Genomic DNA, 17,107 nt, shown 5'->3' on the forward strand with positions numbered 1-17,107 from the left:
ATTTTTAGATACAAAACATGCTGAAAATGGCTTGCAGCAAGCGCGAGCAGCTCCTATTTTGATAGTTGGAAAACACCATGCATGACCAATCCCTGCCCGAGGGCCTGCACCCCGACACCCTGGCCGTGCGCCAGGCCACGGCACGCAGCGCCTGGGGCGAGCACAGCGAGGCGCTGTACCTGACCAGCAGCTTCGTGCAAAGCGACTGCGCCAGCGCCGCCGAGCGTTTTGCCAACGCCGAGCTGGGCTACACCTACACGCGCACCGGCAACCCCACCGTCGCCAGCTTCGAGCAGCGCCTGGCGGCCATGGAGGGCGCACAGTGCGCCATCGCCACCAGCACCGGCATGTCGGCCATCTTGCTGCTGGCGCTCACGGTGCTCAAAAGCGGCGACCACATCGTCGCCTCGCAGTCCATGTTCGGCTCCACCATCAAGCTGCTGGGCAGCGAGATGGCGCGTTTTGGCATCGAAACCACGTTTGTCAGCCAGACCGACGTGGCCGCCTGGCAGGCCGCCATCCGCCCCAACACGCGCCTGCTGTTTGCCGAGACGCCCACCAACCCGCTGACCGACCTGTGCGACATCGCCGCCCTGGCCGATCTGGCGCACGCGCACGGCGCACTGCTGGCGGTGGACAACAGTTTTTCCTCCCCCGTGCTGCAGCGCCCGGCGCAACTGGGCGCGGACCTGGTGGTGTATTCGGGCACCAAGCTGCTCGACGGCCAGGGCCGCGTCATGGCCGGCGCCGTCTGCGGCAGCCGCGCCCTGGTGGAGAAGGTGATGGCGCCTTTCATGCGCTGCGCGGGGCTGAATCTCTCGCCCTTCAACGCCTGGGTGGTCTTGAAGGGGCTGGAGACGCTGGCGCTGCGCGTCAAGGCGCAAAGCGCCGCCGCGCTGGAACTGGCCGCCTGGCTGGAGCAGCACCCCAAGGTCAGTCGCGTCTATTACCCCGGCCTTGCAAGCCACCCGCAGCATGAACTGGCCATGCGCCAGCAGGGCGGCCTGGGCGGCACGGTGCTGGCGTTTGACGTCGCCGGGCAGGGCGCGGAGCAACTGCGCGCACACGCCTTCCATGTGGTCGATAGCACGCGCCTGTGCTCGATCACCGCCAACCTGGGCGACGTCAAAACCACCATCACCCACCCGGCCAGCACCTCGCACGGGCGCCTCTCCGAAGAGCAGCGCCAGGCAGCGGGCCTGGGCCAGGGGCTGATCCGCATCTCGGTCGGCCTGGAGCATTTGAACGACTTGAAGGCCGACCTGCTGCGCGGCCTGGACACCTTGCCATGAGCACCACCATGACGACCCAAATACGCACCCGCTTCGCCCCCTCGCCCACCGGCTTCATCCACCTGGGCAACATCCGCTCGGCCCTCTACCCCTGGGCCTTTGCCCGCGCCACGGGCGGCGACTTCATCCTGCGCATCGAAGACACCGACGAGGCGCGCTCCACCCAGGCCAGCGTGGACGTCATCCTGGAAGGCATGGCCTGGCTGCAACTGGACCACGACGAAGGCCCGTTCTACCAAATGCAGCGCATGGCGCGCTACAAGGAAGTTTTGCAGCAGCTCATCGCCAGCGGCCACGTGTACCCCTGCTATATGAGCATGGCCGAGCTCGATGCCCTGCGCGAGCGCCAGACCGCCGCCAAGGAAAAACCCCGCTACGACGGCACCTGGCGCCCCGAGCCCGGCAAGGTGCTGCCGCCCGTGCCCGAGGGCGTGCAGCCGGTGCTGCGCTTCAAGACGCCGCAGAACGGCGTGGTCGGCTGGGACGACAAGTGCAAGGGCCGTATCGAGTTCCAGAACAGCGAACTCGACGACCTGGTGATTGCCCGCCCGGCGCAAAACGGCGAGGCCGTGGGCACGCCGACCTACAACTTCTGCGTTTGCGTGGACGACATGGACATGGGCATCACCCACGTCATCCGCGGCGACGACCACGTCAACAACACGCCGCGCCAGATTCATATTTTTGAAGCCCTGGGCGCGCAAGTGCCCGTCTTTGCCCACCTGCCCACCGTGCTCAACGAGCAGGGCGAGAAGATGAGCAAGCGCAATGGCGCCAAGGCCGTGACGCAATACCGCGACGAGGGCTACCTGCCCGACGCCATGGTCAACTACCTGGCACGCCTGGGCTGGAGCCACGGCGACGACGAAATCTTCAGCCGCGCGCAATTCCTGGAATGGTTCAACCTTGACCACCTGGGCAAGAGCGCCGGCCAGTTCGACGAGGCCAAGCTGCGCTGGGTCAACGCCCAGCATTTGAAGGCGCTGGACGATGCACAGCTCGCTGCGCTGGTCACGCCCTTTGTCGTCAAGGCCGGCGTGGCGCAGGCGCAGTTGGATGGGCGCCTGCCGCGCATCTGCGCCCTGTTCAAGGATCGCTGCGAAACCCTGGTCGATCTGGCGCGCTGGATTGCCTTGTTCTATGTGGATGCCATAGAACGCAACGCCGAGGACTACGCCCAGCACATCACGCCCGCAGCGCAGCCCTTGCTCGACGCCTTTGCCGCCGCCATGCAGGCCGTGGAGTGGAACAAGGAAGCCATCGCCGCCGCCCTCAAGGCCGTGCTCAAGGAGCAGGGCGCCAAGATGCCGCAACTGGCCATGCCGCTGCGCGTGCTGATCCTGGGCACGGCGCACACGCCCTCGGTGGATGCGGTGCTGGAATTGCTGGGACGTGAAAAAATTCGCGCACGTTTGAAAAACCGCTAGAAAACCTGTCTATAATTCGAGGCTCAGCAGATGACGACGGTAATTAAAAAGACTGTCGAAATCGAAGTGGGGGTATAGCTCAGCTGGGAGAGCGCTTGCATGGCATGCAAGAGGTCATCGGTTCGATCCCGTTTACCTCCACCAAGAAAATTTGCTGAAATGAACGGAAGTTCCAAGGTTTTGACCCTATCGTCTAGAGGCCTAGGACATCACCCTTTCACGGTGAGTACCGGGGTTCGAATCCCCGTAGGGTCGCCAAGTTTGCAGCACTTGGCTCGCAAGAGCGCAAAAGCTGTCTGCCAGGAGTGGTAGTTCAGTTGGTTAGAATACCGGCCTGTCACGCCGGGGGTCGCGGGTTCGAGTCCCGTCCACTCCGCCAAATTGGGGGTATAGCTCAGCTGGGAGAGCGCTTGCATGGCATGCAAGAGGTCATCGGTTCGATCCCGTTTACCTCCACCAAGGTTTTTCGAAAATCGAGAAATCGGTTCTTAGGTTTTGACCCTATCGTCTAGAGGCCTAGGACATCACCCTTTCACGGTGAGTACCGGGGTTCGAATCCCCGTAGGGTCGCCAAGTTTTGTTGCACTTGGCCTCGCAAGAGGCGTAAAGCAACACCGACGCGGAGTGGTAGTTCAGTCGGTTAGAATACCGGCCTGTCACGCCGGGGGTCGCGGGTTCGAGTCCCGTCCACTCCGCCAGTTATCAAAAGCCCTGCAGGTTTACGCTTGCAGGGCTTTTTTGTTGGGATTTTTGACCATGCCAGTTACAGCACTCCCAGCTGCCACCGTACCCGCTGCCAGTGTGCGCTTTGACCGTGTTGATGCCTTGCGCGGCCTGGCCATGGTATGGATGACGGTGTTTCACTTCTGCTTTGATTTGAGCCACTTTGGCCTGTGGCCGCAGAATTTTCTCGGTGATCCATTCTGGACCTGGCAGCGCAGTGCCATCGTCAGTTTGTTTTTATTTTGCGCTGGCCTGGGGCAGGCGATTGCCTTGTATCAGGGGCAAGGTTGGGCGCGTTTTCGCAGGCGTTGGCTACAGATCGCAGCAGCAGCCTTGCTGGTGAGTCTGGGCTCTTATTGGATGTTCCCGCATACCTTCATATATTTTGGCGTCTTGCACGGCATGGCGGTCATGCTGGTGCTGGTGCGTTTGATGGTGGGCTATGGGCGTTGGTTATGGCCTTTGGGCGCCCTGGCGCTGGCGCTGCCGTGGCTGGCAGACATATTGTTGAACGGCCCCTGGGCGGTGGCTGCACCGTGGTTTGACAGCCGGTTGCTCAATGGCCTGGGGCTGATCAGCCACAAGCCTTTCACCGAGGACTATGTGCCCGTGCTGCCTTGGCTGGGCGTGATGTGCTGGGGGATGCTCGCTGGGCAATGGCTGCTGCGCAAGCACCCAGGCAGGCTCTCGCGCCCGCTTGGTGGCGTGGGGCGCCGTTTGGCGGTGCTCGGTCGCTGGAGTTTGAGCTACTACCTGCTGCACCAGCCCGTACTGTTGGGGCTGCTGTCTGTGTATATGTGGCTGAAGGCATAAAAAAACGCCCGCTGCAAGGGGCAGTGGGCGTTGTGGCGTGCAGGTGCGGCCTGGGCCGTGCTTAAACCAGGTTTAGCCGCCCCGGCGCATGGCCTCGAAGAACTCGCTGTTGTTCTTCGTTTCCTTCATCTTCTTGATCATGAGCTCCATGGACTCGATCTCGTCCATGCTGTACATGAATTGGCGCAGGATGCGGGTTTTTTGCAAAATTTCGGGTGGCAGCAGCAGCTCCTCGCGGCGCGTGCCGCTCTTGTTGAGCTCGATCGCCGGGAATACACGCTTTTCGTACAGGCGGCGGTTCAGATGCACTTCGCTGTTGCCCGTGCCCTTGAATTCTTCAAAGATCACTTCGTCCATGCGGCTGCCGGTATCGACCAGGGCGGTGGCGATGATGGTGAGCGAGCCGCCTTCTTCCACATTGCGCGCCGCGCCGAAGAAGCGCTTGGGGCGCTGCAGCGCGTTGGAATCGACACCGCCCGAGAGCACCTTGCCCGAGCTGGGCACCACGTTGTTGTAGGCGCGTGCCAGGCGGGTGATGGAGTCGAGCAGGATGACCACGTCCTTCTTCAGCTCCACGAGGCGCTTGGCGCGCTCGATCACCATTTCGGCCACGTGCACGTGGCGCGCGGCGGGTTCGTCGAAGGTGGAGGCGATGATCTCACCCTTGACCGAGCGCTGCATTTCCGTCACTTCTTCGGGGCGCTCATCGACGAGCAGCACCATCAGGTGCACGTCGGGGTTGTTGGCCGTGATGGCGTGGGCGATGTGCTGCATCATCACCGTCTTGCCGCTCTTCGGAGGCGCGACGATGAGGGCGCGCTGGCCCCGGCCAATGGGCGAGATGATGTCGATGATGCGGCCGGTGATGTTCTCTTCGCCCTTGATGTCGCGTTCGAGCTTCATCTGCTCCTTGGGGAACAGCGGCGTGAGGTTCTCGAACATCACCTTGTGCTTGTTCTGCTCCGGCGGGCCGCCGTTGACGCGGTCAAGCTTGGTGAGTGCAAAGTAGCGCTCGCCATCTTTGGGGATGCGCACCTCGCCCTCGATCATGTCGCCGGTGTGCAGGTTGAAGCGGCGCACCTGGCTGGGGGAGATGTAGATGTCGTCGGTGCTGGCGGTGTAGCTGGTGTCGGGGCTGCGCAGGAAGCCGAAGCCGTCGGGCAGGATTTCAAGTACGCCGTCGGCAAAGACCTGTTCGCCGGCCTTGGCGCGCTTCTTGATGATGGCGAACATCAGTTCCTGCTTGCGCATCCGGCCGCCGTTTTCAATCTCAAGGGCCTCGGCCTGCTTGAGCACTTCAGACACGTGCAGTGCCTTGAGTTCGTTAAGGTGCATGAAAGACTCCAAGTGTGGAGTGAAAATGTCTTGTGCGAGAGGGGAAATAGGGCGTGTGCACCGTGCAGGCCAGGGTGCTGGCGGACGGGACAGGCCGGGCGATCTACAAGCCAGTTGCTGCAACGCGGTGGCGCAGCGCGGCGATCGGGGGAGATTATGACAGGAAAAAAGTGCGCGCCACGGCGGGGCCAGGCGTGGCGCGCGCAGCAGCCTGGGCTGCTGCAGGTGGATCAGGCCAGGTTTTGGTCGATGAAGGCGCTCAGTTGCGCCTTGCTCAGGGCGCCCACCTTGGTCGCGGCGAGCTCGCCGTTCTTGAAAATCATCAGCGTCGGGATGCCGCGAATGCCGAACTTGGCGGGAATGGCGCGGTTGTCGTCCACGTTCATCTTCGCCACCGTCAGGCGGCCCTGGTAGGCGCTGGCGACTTCATCAAGAATGGGGGCAATCATCTTGCACGGGCCGCACCATTCGGCCCAGTAATCCACCAGCACCGGGGTGGGGGACTGGAGCACATCGGCCTCAAAGCTGGCGTCGGAGAGTTGTTTGATCAAAGCGCTGGCCATGGTAATTTCCTCGAAAAATGGCAGATTGACGGTGGGGTCAGAGGTTGATTTCGGGGCATTGTGACAGAAACCAACCCCTGCCCGTCCTATGTCCGGGGCGTGCTAAATGCTATGACTGTCATAGCGAATGGCGGGCGCCGGCTCAGGGCCGATGCCAGCACAGCAGCGCCATCGGTGTAACGCGTGTCGCCGCTTGGTGGGGCGCATGGCTTGCCTGTGCTGCCGCTGGCATGGCGGGCAGCAGACGTTCGCGCTCGCATTCGTGCAGCAGTGCCAGGGCTTGCCCCTGGGTGGCAGGCGCCATGGCCCGCAGGGCGTGGGCCATGGCCAGCTCGCCATGGTGTTGTAGCAGCGCGCGCAACGTGGCGGCATGGCCCGCTTGGGCAGCGCAGCGTACGGCGATTTGCAGGCGACGACGGGGGTGCAGGAACAAAAACAGCATGGGTATCTCCTCGGGGTGGCCGCCGGCCCCGAAGACGCGCGCGCACTCAGGCGCGGCAGGGGCTGCAGGGGGCGACCGGATGGGGTAAAAGTTCTTCGGTCATGGGGTGGGGCACGGCCGGCTGGGGCCGCGCACAACTAGGCTCTGGGTCCATACTTTTCCTCCTCGTGGGTGATAAAAAATGCACGCACCAAGCCATCACGCTGGTTGCTGCAAACAAAAAGGAAGGTGCGCCATCTGCCCGCAATGGGCAGGAAAAATCACGAAAACGAACGGCGGCCTGCGCTGGCCGACCGCTACTTGCGAGGGGTCAAAAAGCCAGGCAGTCAGCGGCCGTTGCGGCGCACTGGGTAAAACTGCATAAAGGGGCTTGATCCACGCAAGGGCTCCAAAGTTCAAAACGGCGATTGTTGCGGTGCAGTATGGGCTTGTCAAGCCAGTTGCTGCGGGCGGGCCTGCGGCTGGCATGATGGCGTCTATGTTGCGTACTGATTTTGCTGTTTCTCCTTCTTCTTTTCCCATTTCTTGCGCGGTGGCTGTGATTGGCGCCGGCCCGGCGGGCCTCATGGCCGCTGAGGTGCTGGCCCAGGCGGGCGTGGCCGTGCATGTGTTTGATGCCATGCCGTCGGTGGGGCGCAAGTTTTTGCTTGCGGGCAAGGGTGGTTTGAACCTGACCCATTCCGAGCCTTTTGCCGATTTTGCGGCCCGTTTTGGCCCGCGCCAGGGGCAGATAGAGCCCTTGTTGCGGGCTTTCGATGCCGATGCGCTGCGGGCCTGGGCCCTGGGGCTGGGGGTGCAGACCTTTGTGGGGACTTCCGGGCGCGTTTTCCCCACCGATATGAAGGCCGCGCCGCTGCTGCGCGCCTGGCTGGCGCGGCTGCGTGGCATGGGGGTGCAGCTGCATATGCGCCAGCGCTGGCTGGGGTGGGACGAGGCCGGCAGCCTGCGCTTTGCCGGGCCCCAGGGCGAGCAGCGGGTGTGCGCCGGCGCGGCGGTGCTGGCGCTTGGCGGCGCCAGCTGGCCGCAGTTGGGCTCAGATGCTGCCTGGGTGCCTTTGCTGGCGCAAAAAGGTGTGGCGCTGGCACCTTTGCTGCCGGCCAATTGCGGTTTTGACGTGCCGCGCATGGTGGGCCCCGCGCCGCTGGGGGAGACGCGGCGGGCCTTTTTGCAGGCGCTGCTGGGCACGGGCGCGGCGCCCGCTGTGGGGTGGACGCCATTTTTTACCGAGCGTTTTGCTGGCCAGCCGTTCAAGTCCGTAGCCCTGTCGTTCACCGACAGCCAGGGGCGCCACTTTGCCCGGCGGGGCGAATTCGTGGCCACGGCCACGGGGGTGGAGGGCAGTTTGATTTACGCAGTCTCCAGCCTGCTGCGCGATGAAGTCAGCGCCCATGGGCACGCCACTTTTTATCTTGATCTGCTGCCCCAGCACAGCCCTGAGCGGGTGTTGGCCGAGCTGCGCCACCCGCGTGGCGCGCGCAGCCTGGCGAGCCACCTCAAGGGCCGTCTGGGGCTCGATGGCATCAAGGCCGCAATTTTGTACGAGCAGTTGGGCAAGGACGGCGTGCACGATGCCGCGCAGCTGGCGCAGGCCATCAAGGCCCTGCCGATCACCGTGTGCGCCGCCCGGCCCGTGGCCGAGGCCATCAGCACGGCGGGCGGCGTGCCGTTTGAGGCGCTCGATGCGCACCTCATGCTGCAGGCCATGCCGGGGGTGTTTTGTGCCGGGGAAATGCTCGACTGGGAGGCTCCCACCGGGGGCTATCTGCTCACGGCCAGCTGCGCCACCGGGCGCGCTGCTGGCGCGGGAGCGGTGCGCTGGTTGGAGCTTCAAAAATGATAGCTGCTCGCGCTTGCTGCAAGCGCCTTTGCGGCCAAAAAGGCTAGAACTTGCTGCGGTAGTACAGCATCGGCCCGCCAGCGCGCGAGCGCAGCAGCAGCTGGGAGTTGCCTTCGAGCTTGACGCCGACGGCGCCCATCTCGGGCAGCAGGCCGCCAAAGCGTGGCGCCGCCCATTGCACTTCCAGGCGCGCGCCGTAGGGCGAGGGATTGCTCATCCAAATCAGGCTTTGCACGTCGGGCGTGCGGCTGGCGTAGGGCGCACGCGCCCAGGTGGCCATTTCCAGGCGCATATTGCGGGAAAGTTGCGAGCGCCAATGCACGCCCAGGGTGGGTTCCCAGGCCGTGTTGAGCTGTGGATACGGCGGCGCTGGCAGGTCGCGCGTACCGCTGATGCCGATGGAAAAACCGATGTGACCGTTGCTGCTCGCGGGCAGCCACTGCGTGACATCCAGGCGCAGTGGCGCCGTGTGTGCGGCCTGGGGCAGGGACAGGTCGTTGCTGGAGACTTCCAGCCACGCCGGCTCCTGGGCGCTGGCCGCTGCCGCCCACAGCAAGGCGCAGCAGGTGGTAAAGCGAAGCACAGTGGCGGGCGTGGTCATGGCGGCGTCCCCCTGGCGGGCCGGGGTGCAAACCGTCCCCGGTTGCTGCCAGTGTGCCCCTGCCTGTCAACGCTTGCAAGACTGATCCATGTCACAGCCGTGGAAGATATTTCAGGGAAAACCATGAGTAACGCAGGTATATTGCGCCCCTGATTGGCGTGCCGTTCTTGTGCGGCTCTTTTTTTGCCAACCGCTATTCCGCTTTTGAATAACGAAGAAGGAGAGAGCGTATGCAGAACTTGTGCAAACCCGTGGCCCAGGCGGCTGCCGCCCTGGTGCTGGGGTTGACGGCGGCGGCGGCGTTGGCTGCCGATGGCGTGTTTGAACTGGGCACGGTCACCGTCAGCGGTGCCCGGGCAGTGCCCGGGGGCGAGGAGGCCGACGAGGCGCGCCTGACGCAGCAGCAGATCCGCCAGGACAAGGGCGATACCGTCGGCCAGGCGGTGGCGGTGCTGCCGGGCGTGGCGCTGTCGCGCACCGGCCGCAACGAGGACGTGGTCTATGTGCGCGGCTTTGATGCCCGCCAGGTGCCGGTGTTCGTCGATGGCGTGCCGCTGTACGTGCCCTACGATGGCTACGTGGACTATGCGCGCTTTACCACCTTCGATCTGGCCGAGATCCGCGTTGCCAAGGCCGGGGCCTCGCTGCTGTACGGGCCCAACACCCTGGGCGGGGCCATTAACCTCGTCACGCGCAAGCCCACGCGGGCGTTCGAGGGGGACGTGCGCCTGGGGTTTGCCTCGGGCGCCGAGCGCCAGGCGGCCGTCAACCTGGGCAGCAAGCAAGACCTGTGGTACGCGCAGCTGGGGCTGTCGGCGCTCGATGCCGATAGTTTTCCGCTGCCTGGCGGCTTCAGGGACTACAAGGCCAAGCCCACCGATACCGGCAGCAGCCGCGAGAACGCCTACCGCAACGACAGGCGCCTGTCGCTCAAGCTCGGCCTGACGCCCAACGCCAGCGACGAATACGCCCTGGGCTACGTGCGCCAGGAGGGCGAAAAAGGCAACCCGGTGTACACCGGCCAGTCGAGCAGCGGCGTGCGTTACTGGCAGTGGCCGTACTGGGACAAGGACAGCCTGTACTTCATCAGCAGCACGCGCCTGGGGCAAAACAACGTCCTCAAGGCGCGCGTATTCCACGACCGCTACAGCAACCGCCTCGAAGCCTTTGCCGACGCCCGCTACGCCAAGAGCCTGGTCAACGCCAACTTCCCCAGCGTGTACGACGACAGCTCCATTGGCGCGACGCTGGAATGGGCCAACGTCGCCCTGGCCGGCCATGAGCTGCGCCTGGCCCTGTCGTACAAAGAAGACAAGCACCAGGACAGCAACCCGGCGGATCCCAAAATCGCGCCGAAGAACTACCGCGACGTCACCACCTCCATCGCCGCCGAAGACCAAATCACCCTCGGCGCCGACTGGCGCCTGCGCCTGGGTCTGTCGCACGACCGGCGCGACGCCAAAGAGGTCTATCAATGGCCCACCGGTGCCACCAGCGCCACCAATGGCGTGGCCGAGCTGGTGCGCAGCCTGGGCGGCGCCGGCAACGAGGCCTACGCCGTGGCCGCGCACAAAACGCGTTTTCCCACCATCAAGGATCGCTATTCCGCCCGCATGGGCGCGGCCCTGCCCAACCCCGACTTGAAGCCCGAGAGCGCCAACCACCTGGAGCTGGGCCTGCGCGGCACCCCCTGGGCTGGTGCCAGCGGCCAGGCCGCGCTGTTCTACAGCCGCATCACCGACCTGATGCAAAGCGTGTACGTGGCCGCGCCGCTGAACACCTGCGGCCAGGGCAGCCGCCAATGCGCGCAGATGCAAAACGTTGGCAAGGCGCGCCACATGGGGCTGGAGCTGGCGCTGCAGCAGCAGCTCGCCCGGGGCCTGAGCGCCAGCGCTGCCTACACCTACCTGGCGCGGCGCAACCTCAGCGACGAGGCCGTGCTGCTCACCGACACCCCGCGCCAGCGCCTGTTTGCAGCGCTGCAGTGGGCGCCCAGCGACGCCTGGGAGCTGCGCGCCACGCTCGAAGCCGAGCAGGGCCGGCGCGTGGCCTTTGCCAACGGCAAAAACAACACCTGGCGCGACCTGGCCGGTTTCGGCGTTGCCGGGCTCAAGGCCACCTACCGGCCACGCAAGGATTTCGCCCTCGATCTGGGCGTGCACAACCTGGGAGACAAATGGTATGAACTCGCCGAAGGCTACCCCATGCCCGGACGTGTCTGGTTCGTCCAGGGCAGCTACCGCTTCTGAGGCCCCGGTCTTGTATTGGGCAGCCGTCATTTACGGCGACGATGACCCGCACGGCGTCGCCGCCGACGCCCTGGTGGCCCAGTGCTGCGCGCGCCTGCAGCGCCAGGGCTGGCGCGTTGCCGGCCTGCTGCAAGAGCGCGTGCCGCGCCCCGGCGGCGGCAAGCCTGCCATGCGGCTGCACGACCTGGGCAGCGGCACACGCATTTGCATCTCGCAAGACCTGGGGCCGCATTCGCACGCCTGCAGCCTGAACCCGGCAGCGTTGGCCCAGGCCAGCGCCGTGCTGCGTCAGGCCCTGCACGAAGGCGCGGATGTGGTACTGACAAACCGTTTTGGCGAGCAGGAAGCCTGCGGCGCCGGCTTTGTCGCCGAACTGGTGGCGCTGGCGCAGGCGGGCGTGGCGGTGCTCACGGTGGCGGCGCAGCGCCATGCGCCAGCCTGGCGCCATTTCACCGGCGGCGTTGGGCTTGAACTGGCGCCCACGCCGGCGGCGCTCGATGGCTGGTGCGCGCAGCTGCTGTCGCCCCGGGAGCGGGTCTGATGCGCCGGCGTGCATGGCTGCAGGCTGCCGGGGCGCTGGCCTGCTCCGGGCTGTGGGATGGGGCTCGGGCACAGGCCGCAGGCGAGGACGGCGTCGTCGTCGGCCGCTTTGGTTCGCAGCCGGCGCCGCAGCAGGTGCGCCGGGTGTTTGCCGCCGGGCCGCCAGCGGCGGTGCTGGTGGCGGCGCTGGCGCCCGAGAAACTGCTGGGCTGGCCCTGGCCCCTGAGCGACGCCGCACGCGCCTGGCTGGGCGAGCCGCTGCGCAGCCTGCCGCACACCGGGCGCCTGGCCGGGCGCGGCAGCACCGTGCCGCTGGAGTCGCTGCTGCAGTGGCAGCCCGACCTGATCGTGGATGCCGGCACGGCCGATGCCAGCTACCTTTCAACCATGCGCCGCACGAGCGAGCAGACCGGCCTGCCGACGCTGCTGATCCAGGGCCGCATCGCCGAGCATGGCGCGCAGCTGCGCGCAGTGGGGCGCTTGTTGGGTGTGGCCGAACGCGGCGCGGCGCTGGCGGCGCAGGCCGACGCCGCCGTCGCCCTGGCCGAGGCCGTGCGCGCCAGCGTGCCGCTGGCGCGGCGCCCGCGCGTGTACTACGGGCGTGGCAGCGACGGGCTGGAGACCGGGCTGGCCGGCGCCATCAACCTGGAATTGCTGGAGTTTTGCGCCGGGCGCAACGTGGCTGCGCAGGCCGGCAGCGGCTCTCTCACGCGCGTGTCGCTGGAGCAGGTGCTGGCCTGGGACCCGGAGGTGATCGTCACCCAGGATGCAGCATTCGCGCGCCGTGCCCTTGCCGACCCGCTGTGGCGCAGCATCAGCGCCGTGCGCCAGCGGCGCGTGCATTGCGCGCCGGTGCTGCCTTTTGGCTGGCTCGACGGCCCGCCGGGCGTGAACCGCCTGCTCGGCCTGCGCTGGCTGCTGCAGCGCCTGCACCCGGGTCACCCGGCGCTGGCGGCGCTGCCCCCTTGGCCGCAGGCCCTGGCGCAGTTCTATCGCAGCTTCTACCGCCTGGAGCAGCCCCCGGCGCCGTGGCCGAGCCTGCTGGCCGAAGATTGATGCTATGCCGGTTTTGGAACAAAACAAGGCTCCAGCGCTTGCCAGTCAAGCGCTAGCAGCTCCTGAAATGATAGTAGGTGGTGGCCGTTGGCTGCTGGCCTTGGGCGCCCTGGCGTTGGTGCTGCTGTGGGCCTTCGGTGCCGGCAAGTTCCAGGTGGCGCCGCCCGAGCTGCTGCGCGCGCTGGCGGTGCGGCTGTGGGGGGCGGAGTTGGACGTCAGCCCCGCCGTGCAGACCGTGCTCTGGCAGATCCGCCTGCCGCGCGTGCTCGCCGGCCTGCTGGTGGGCGCGGCGCTGGCGGCGGCCGGGGCGGCGTACCAGGGCATGTTCCGCAACCCGCTGGTGTCGCCCGACATCCTGGGCGTTTCCGCCGGCGCCGGCCTGGGCGCGGTGCTGGGCATTTACCTTGGCCAGCCCATGGCTGTGGTGCAGGCACTGGCCTTTGGCGGTGGCCTGCTGGCGGTGGCGGCGGTGTTGGGCATTGCGGCCCTGGTGCGCCGGCACGACCCGGTGCTGGTGCTGGTGCTGTCCGGGGTGGCCGTGGGGGCGCTGCTGGGGGCCGGGATTTCGCTGCTCAAAATTTTGGCCGACCCCAACACCCAGCTGCCCAGCATCACCTTCTGGCTGCTCGGCGGGCTCAGTGCCGTCACCGCAGCCGACCTGGCGGCCACGGCACCGGCGCTGCTCGCCGGCCTGGTGCCGCTGGCGCTGCTGCGCTGGCGCATCAATTTGTTGGGTTTGCCCGACGACGAGGCGCAGGCGCTGGGCGTGCGTGTGGCGCGCCTGCGCCTGGTGCTGGTGCTGGCGGCCACGCTGGCGACGGCGGCGGCCGTCTCGCTCACCGGCATCATCGGTTGGGTGGGGCTGGTGGTGCCGCATGTGGCGCGCCTGTGGGTGGGGCCGCAGTTCGGGCGCCTGCTGCCGGCGGCGCTGCTGCTGGGGGGCGGTTTTCTCGTGGCCGCCGATACGCTGGCGCGCACGGTGGCGCCCATCGAACTGCCGCTGGGCCTGGTCACGGCCCTGGTGGGGGCGCCGTTTTTCCTCTGGGTGCTGGCGCGCCCGGGGCATGAATGATGACGCAGCTGGTCGCTCCACTGCTGCACGCCGTGCAGCTGGCCGTGGGCCATGGCACACGCACGGTCGCCCAGGGGCTGGATTTCACCCTCGGGGCCGGCGAGGTGCTGTGCCTGCTGGGCGCCAATGGCAGCGGCAAGACCACGCTGCTGCGCACCCTGCTCGGGCTGCTGGCGCCGCTGCAGGGTGAGGTGCGGCTGCAGGGGCAGAACGTGGCCCACTGGCCGCGCGCCGCCCTGGCACGGCAGCTGGCGTATGTGCCGCAGCAGCACCAGGGGCTGTTTCCGTACCGCGTGCTCGACGTCGTGCTCATGGGGCGCGCGGCCTATCTGGGGCGCTTTGCCACGCCCGGGCGCAGCGACCGCGCCCTGGCGCTGGACTGCCTGGCGGCCATGGGCATGGCGCACCTGCAGGCGGCGCAGTACACCGCCTTGAGTGGCGGCGAGCGCCAGCTGGTGCTCATTGCCCGCGCTCTGGCGCAGCAAAGCCGCCTCTTGATCCTGGACGAGCCCACGGCCAGCCTGGATTTTGGCAACCAGATCCGCGTGCTCGAACGCGTCGCCGGCCTGCGCCAGCAGGGCCTGGCGGTGCTCATGACCACGCACCAGCCCGAACACGCCCTGCGCGTCGCCGACCGCATCGCCCTCCTGGGCGCCGGCCGGCTGCTGGCGCTGGGCGCCCCCCAGGCCACGGCCACGCCGGCGGCCCTGGGCCAGCTCTACGGCGTCAGCCCTGCGGCCGTGGCGCAGGCCCTGCATATCCCCGTGACCGAGACTTTTGCACCATGACCCTTGAAACCATTGATTTCGCCCTGCTGTACCGCCAGCACCAGGCCTTGAGCACGCGCACGCGCAAGACCGCCAGCGCCTGGGATGCACGGGCCTCCGGCATGGCCGCGAAGGCGCTCGCCAGCGGCTACGCGCAGGATTTCGTCGCCCGCATGGACCTGCGCGGCGCGCAGTCGCTGCTGGATGTGGGTTGCGGCCCCGGCACCATCGGCCTGCTGTTGGCCGCGCAGCTGCAGCAGGTGGTGGGCCTGGACTACAGCGCCGGGATGCTGGCCGTGCTGCGCGAGCAGGCGGCGGCGCGCGGCCTGCAGCAGGTGCAGACCCTGCAGCGCGCCTGGGAGGACGACTGGAGCGACGTGCCCGAGTGCGACCTCGTCGTCGCCTCGCGCTCGACGGCGGTGGCCGACATCGACATGGCGCTGCACAAGCTGCACGCCAAGGCACGCCGGCGCGTTTACCTCACGCACCTCGTGGGCGGGCATTTCACCGACCCGCACATCCAGGACGCCATCGGGCGGCGCGTGCCGCCGCAGCCGGACTACATCTACCTGCTCAACATCCTGCACCGCATGGGCATACACCCCGAGCTGTCGTACCTGACGCAGGAAAGCCGCCTCGCCGGGGCGCCCGATTTTGCCGAATTTGCACGCCGCGTCGCCTGGTCGCTGGGCGAGCTGAACGTGGTCGAAACCACCCGCCTGCATGATTGGTACGAGCGCGCCAGCCCGGCGCAGCGGGCCGGTGCCCCCATGCGCTGGGCTTTCATCTCCTGGGAAAAAACGCCATGCTGACGCCGCCGCCACTACATGCCGACGCCCTGCTGGCCGAGCTGCACGCCAGCGTCAGCGCCGCCCTGGGCGCGCAGGAGGTCGAACGCCTGCAGGTGGCGCGCGCCGTGCTCGGGCTGTTTTTTACCGGCGTGCAGCTGGACAACGGCATCGTCGGCCTGTGCGCCACGCCCCTCAAGAGCATTCCGCAGGCGGTGTGCTGCCCCAGCTCGGCCCAGGCCATGCCAGTGCCAGGCAAGCTCATCGGGCGCAGCGCCGCCGAGCTGCTGCAAGACCTGTACCGCTCGCAGGCGCTGCGGCGCACGCTCGCCATCGCCACGCTCAATGCCCTGGCCGAAACCCTGTGGCAGCGTGATGGCCCGCCGCCGGACGTGCGGGTGCAGGCGGGCGATGCCTTCGATGCCCTGGCCATTGCCCCGGGCGAGCGCGTGGCGCTGGTGGGGGCCTTCCCGCCGTATATGCGCCGCCTGCGCCAGGCCGGCCAGCCGTTCACGGTACTCGAACTCGATCCGGCCACGCTCAAGGCCGAGGAGTTGCCGTACTACCGTCCGGCACACCAAGCGGCTGAAGTGCTGGCGCAGTGCGATGCCCTCATCACCACCGGCACCACCTTGGTCAACGACAGCCTCGACGGGCTGCTTGCGCACCTGCGCCCGGGCGCTCGCGCCGCCGTCGTCGGCCCCAGTGCCACCTTGCTGGCCGCACCCTTTGCACGCCGGGGCGTGCGCGTGGTCGGCGGCACGCGCGTGCTGCAGCCCCAGGGGCTCCTGGACTTGCTGGCCGAGGGCGGTTCGGGCTACCACTTTTTTGACAAGGTGGTGCAGCGGGTGTGCCTGTGCTGGTGAAAGGAGAGCGTATGTTCCGATGGCTGTGGGCCAGTCTGGCCTTGGTGTGGGTGTGCAACGTCTGGGCGGGCGAGCCCCTGCTGGTAGCGGCCGGAGCGGGCTACCGTAAACCAGTGCTGGAGTTGTTGGCGGGATTTACACAAGCCAGCGGCATTCAGGCCGAAGCCAGTTTCGGCAACATGCAGCAGGTGCAGACCCAGGCACAGCAGAATCCGGCGATTGCTTTGCTCATTGGTGACCGCGCCTTTCTTGAACCCATGGGCTTGACCGAACGTTTGCAGCCCCTGGGGCAGGGCCTGCTGGTGCTGGTGACGGCGCGTGGGCAGGCGCTTGCCAGCCTCGATGAGCTGCGTGCGCCGCGCTTTGGGCGTATTGCCTTGCCCGACCGCAACAAAGCCGTCTATGGCCGTGCAGCGGCCATATGCCTTGAGCGGCTGGGGCTGCAGCAGGCGCTGGCCGCCCGGTTACTGGAGGTGGCCACCGTACCCCAGGTGGCGGCCTATGTGGCGGCAGGGGAGGTCGATGCCGGTTTCGTCAATCGCACGCAGGCCCTGGCTCTGCAGGAGCGTGTCGGCACCGTCCTGGAGGTGCCGCCGGGCTGCTACCCGCCTATCGAACTGAGTGTGGGCGTGCTGCGCGGGCGCAGCGAGGCGACAGCGGTACGGGCCTTTTTGGCCTACCTGGAGGGGCCGCAGGCGCGCCAGGTGCTGCAGCGGCATGGGATGTAGGGTCCAAC

General features: G+C 66.9%; 16 protein-coding genes and 6 tRNA genes. 18 read left to right on the forward strand and 4 right to left on the reverse strand.

What is annotated here, in order from left to right; translation table 11 throughout:
• The first annotated feature begins 77 nt into the window (after positions 1–77).
• The 9 genes from G7045_RS05225 (at position 78) to G7045_RS05265 (ending at position 4,255) form a co-directional block, all read left to right on the forward strand.
• Positions 78–1,292 (forward strand): O-succinylhomoserine sulfhydrylase, encoded by a 1,215-nt coding sequence (locus G7045_RS05225; protein ID WP_166158291.1) that lies wholly within the window; start codon positions 78–80, stop codon positions 1,290–1,292.
• 8 nt (positions 1,293–1,300) lie between these two features.
• Positions 1,301–2,719, forward strand: coding sequence for a glutamate--tRNA ligase (gene gltX / locus G7045_RS05230; protein ID WP_166158294.1), 1,419 nt, complete (start codon positions 1,301–1,303; stop codon positions 2,717–2,719).
• A gap of 68 nt (positions 2,720–2,787) precedes the next feature.
• Positions 2,788–2,863: transfer RNA gene (locus G7045_RS05235), tRNA-Ala, on the forward strand.
• 38 nt (positions 2,864–2,901) lie between these two features.
• Positions 2,902–2,977, forward strand: a tRNA-Glu gene (locus G7045_RS05240).
• Between the two features lie 44 nt (positions 2,978–3,021).
• A tRNA-Asp gene (locus tag G7045_RS05245) sits at positions 3,022–3,098 on the forward strand.
• 4 nt (positions 3,099–3,102) lie between these two features.
• A tRNA-Ala gene (locus tag G7045_RS05250) sits at positions 3,103–3,178 on the forward strand.
• Between the two features lie 38 nt (positions 3,179–3,216).
• Positions 3,217–3,292: transfer RNA gene (locus tag G7045_RS05255), tRNA-Glu, on the forward strand.
• Between the two features lie 48 nt (positions 3,293–3,340).
• A tRNA-Asp gene (locus G7045_RS05260) sits at positions 3,341–3,417 on the forward strand.
• Between the two features lie 58 nt (positions 3,418–3,475).
• On the forward strand, positions 3,476–4,255 hold the full coding sequence (locus G7045_RS05265) for a DUF1624 domain-containing protein (protein WP_166158297.1): 780 nt from the start codon (positions 3,476–3,478) through the stop codon (positions 4,253–4,255).
• A gap of 72 nt (positions 4,256–4,327) precedes the next feature.
• Here the strand turns inward: G7045_RS05265 and rho are convergent, their stop codons facing one another.
• From rho to G7045_RS05280, 3 genes are all read right to left on the reverse strand, one after another.
• Positions 4,328–5,590 (reverse strand): transcription termination factor Rho, encoded by a 1,263-nt coding sequence (rho, locus tag G7045_RS05270; RefSeq protein WP_166158300.1) that lies wholly within the window; start codon positions 5,588–5,590, stop codon positions 4,328–4,330.
• Positions 5,591–5,820: 230 nt separating this feature from the next.
• On the reverse strand, positions 5,821–6,153 hold the full coding sequence (trxA, locus tag G7045_RS05275; protein ID WP_166158303.1) for a thioredoxin TrxA: 333 nt from the start codon (positions 6,151–6,153) through the stop codon (positions 5,821–5,823).
• Between the two features lie 142 nt (positions 6,154–6,295).
• A complete protein-coding gene (locus tag G7045_RS05280; RefSeq protein ID WP_166158306.1) occupies positions 6,296–6,595 on the reverse strand; it encodes a hypothetical protein in 300 nt (99 codons plus the stop codon).
• Positions 6,596–7,073: 478 nt separating this feature from the next.
• Between G7045_RS05280 and G7045_RS05285 the strand changes: the two genes are divergently transcribed.
• Entirely contained in the window at positions 7,074–8,432 is a 1,359-nt protein-coding gene (locus tag G7045_RS05285) for a TIGR03862 family flavoprotein (protein ID WP_166158309.1), read from the forward strand.
• A gap of 43 nt (positions 8,433–8,475) precedes the next feature.
• Here G7045_RS05285 and G7045_RS05290 read toward each other — a convergent pair whose 3' ends face one another.
• The gene (locus G7045_RS05290) at positions 8,476–9,033 is read right to left on the reverse strand and encodes a hypothetical protein (RefSeq protein ID WP_166158312.1); all 558 of its coding nucleotides are present in this window, start codon (positions 9,031–9,033) and stop codon (positions 8,476–8,478) included.
• 230 nt (positions 9,034–9,263) lie between these two features.
• Here G7045_RS05290 and G7045_RS05295 point away from each other — a divergent pair, with 230 nt between their 5' ends.
• The 8 genes from G7045_RS05295 (at position 9,264) to modA (ending at position 17,099) form a co-directional block, all read left to right on the forward strand.
• The gene (locus G7045_RS05295) at positions 9,264–11,282 is read left to right on the forward strand and encodes a TonB-dependent siderophore receptor (protein WP_166158315.1); all 2,019 of its coding nucleotides are present in this window, start codon (positions 9,264–9,266) and stop codon (positions 11,280–11,282) included.
• A 10-nt stretch (positions 11,283–11,292) separates the two neighbouring features.
• Positions 11,293–11,823 (forward strand): DUF2478 domain-containing protein, encoded by a 531-nt coding sequence (locus G7045_RS05300; RefSeq protein WP_240919282.1) that lies wholly within the window; start codon positions 11,293–11,295, stop codon positions 11,821–11,823.
• Positions 11,820–12,878, forward strand: a complete 1,059-nt coding sequence (locus G7045_RS05305) for an ABC transporter substrate-binding protein (protein WP_370521755.1) — start codon at positions 11,820–11,822, stop codon at positions 12,876–12,878. Before G7045_RS05300 ends, G7045_RS05305 begins: the two co-directional genes overlap by 4 nt.
• A gap of 67 nt (positions 12,879–12,945) precedes the next feature.
• Positions 12,946–13,950, forward strand: coding sequence for an iron ABC transporter permease (locus G7045_RS05310; protein ID WP_166158324.1), 1,005 nt, complete (start codon positions 12,946–12,948; stop codon positions 13,948–13,950).
• Positions 13,950–14,738, forward strand: coding sequence for an ABC transporter ATP-binding protein (locus G7045_RS05315; protein WP_166158327.1), 789 nt, complete (start codon positions 13,950–13,952; stop codon positions 14,736–14,738). Before G7045_RS05310 ends, G7045_RS05315 begins: the two co-directional genes overlap by 1 nt.
• Entirely contained in the window at positions 14,735–15,529 is a 795-nt protein-coding gene (locus G7045_RS05320) for a class I SAM-dependent methyltransferase (protein WP_166158330.1), read from the forward strand. Before G7045_RS05315 ends, G7045_RS05320 begins: the two co-directional genes overlap by 4 nt.
• Entirely contained in the window at positions 15,523–16,371 is an 849-nt protein-coding gene (locus tag G7045_RS05325) for a DUF364 domain-containing protein (RefSeq protein ID WP_166158333.1), read from the forward strand. The genes G7045_RS05320 and G7045_RS05325 overlap by 7 nt, the downstream gene beginning before the upstream one ends.
• Positions 16,372–16,382: 11 nt before the next feature.
• Positions 16,383–17,099 (forward strand): molybdate ABC transporter substrate-binding protein, encoded by a 717-nt coding sequence (modA, locus tag G7045_RS05330; RefSeq protein ID WP_166158336.1) that lies wholly within the window; start codon positions 16,383–16,385, stop codon positions 17,097–17,099.
• Positions 17,100–17,107: the final 8 nt, after the last annotated feature.

The organism is Acidovorax sp. HDW3 (assembly GCF_011303755.1).
In the GTDB taxonomy this organism is placed as follows: Bacteria; Pseudomonadota; Gammaproteobacteria; order Burkholderiales; family Burkholderiaceae_C; genus Paenacidovorax.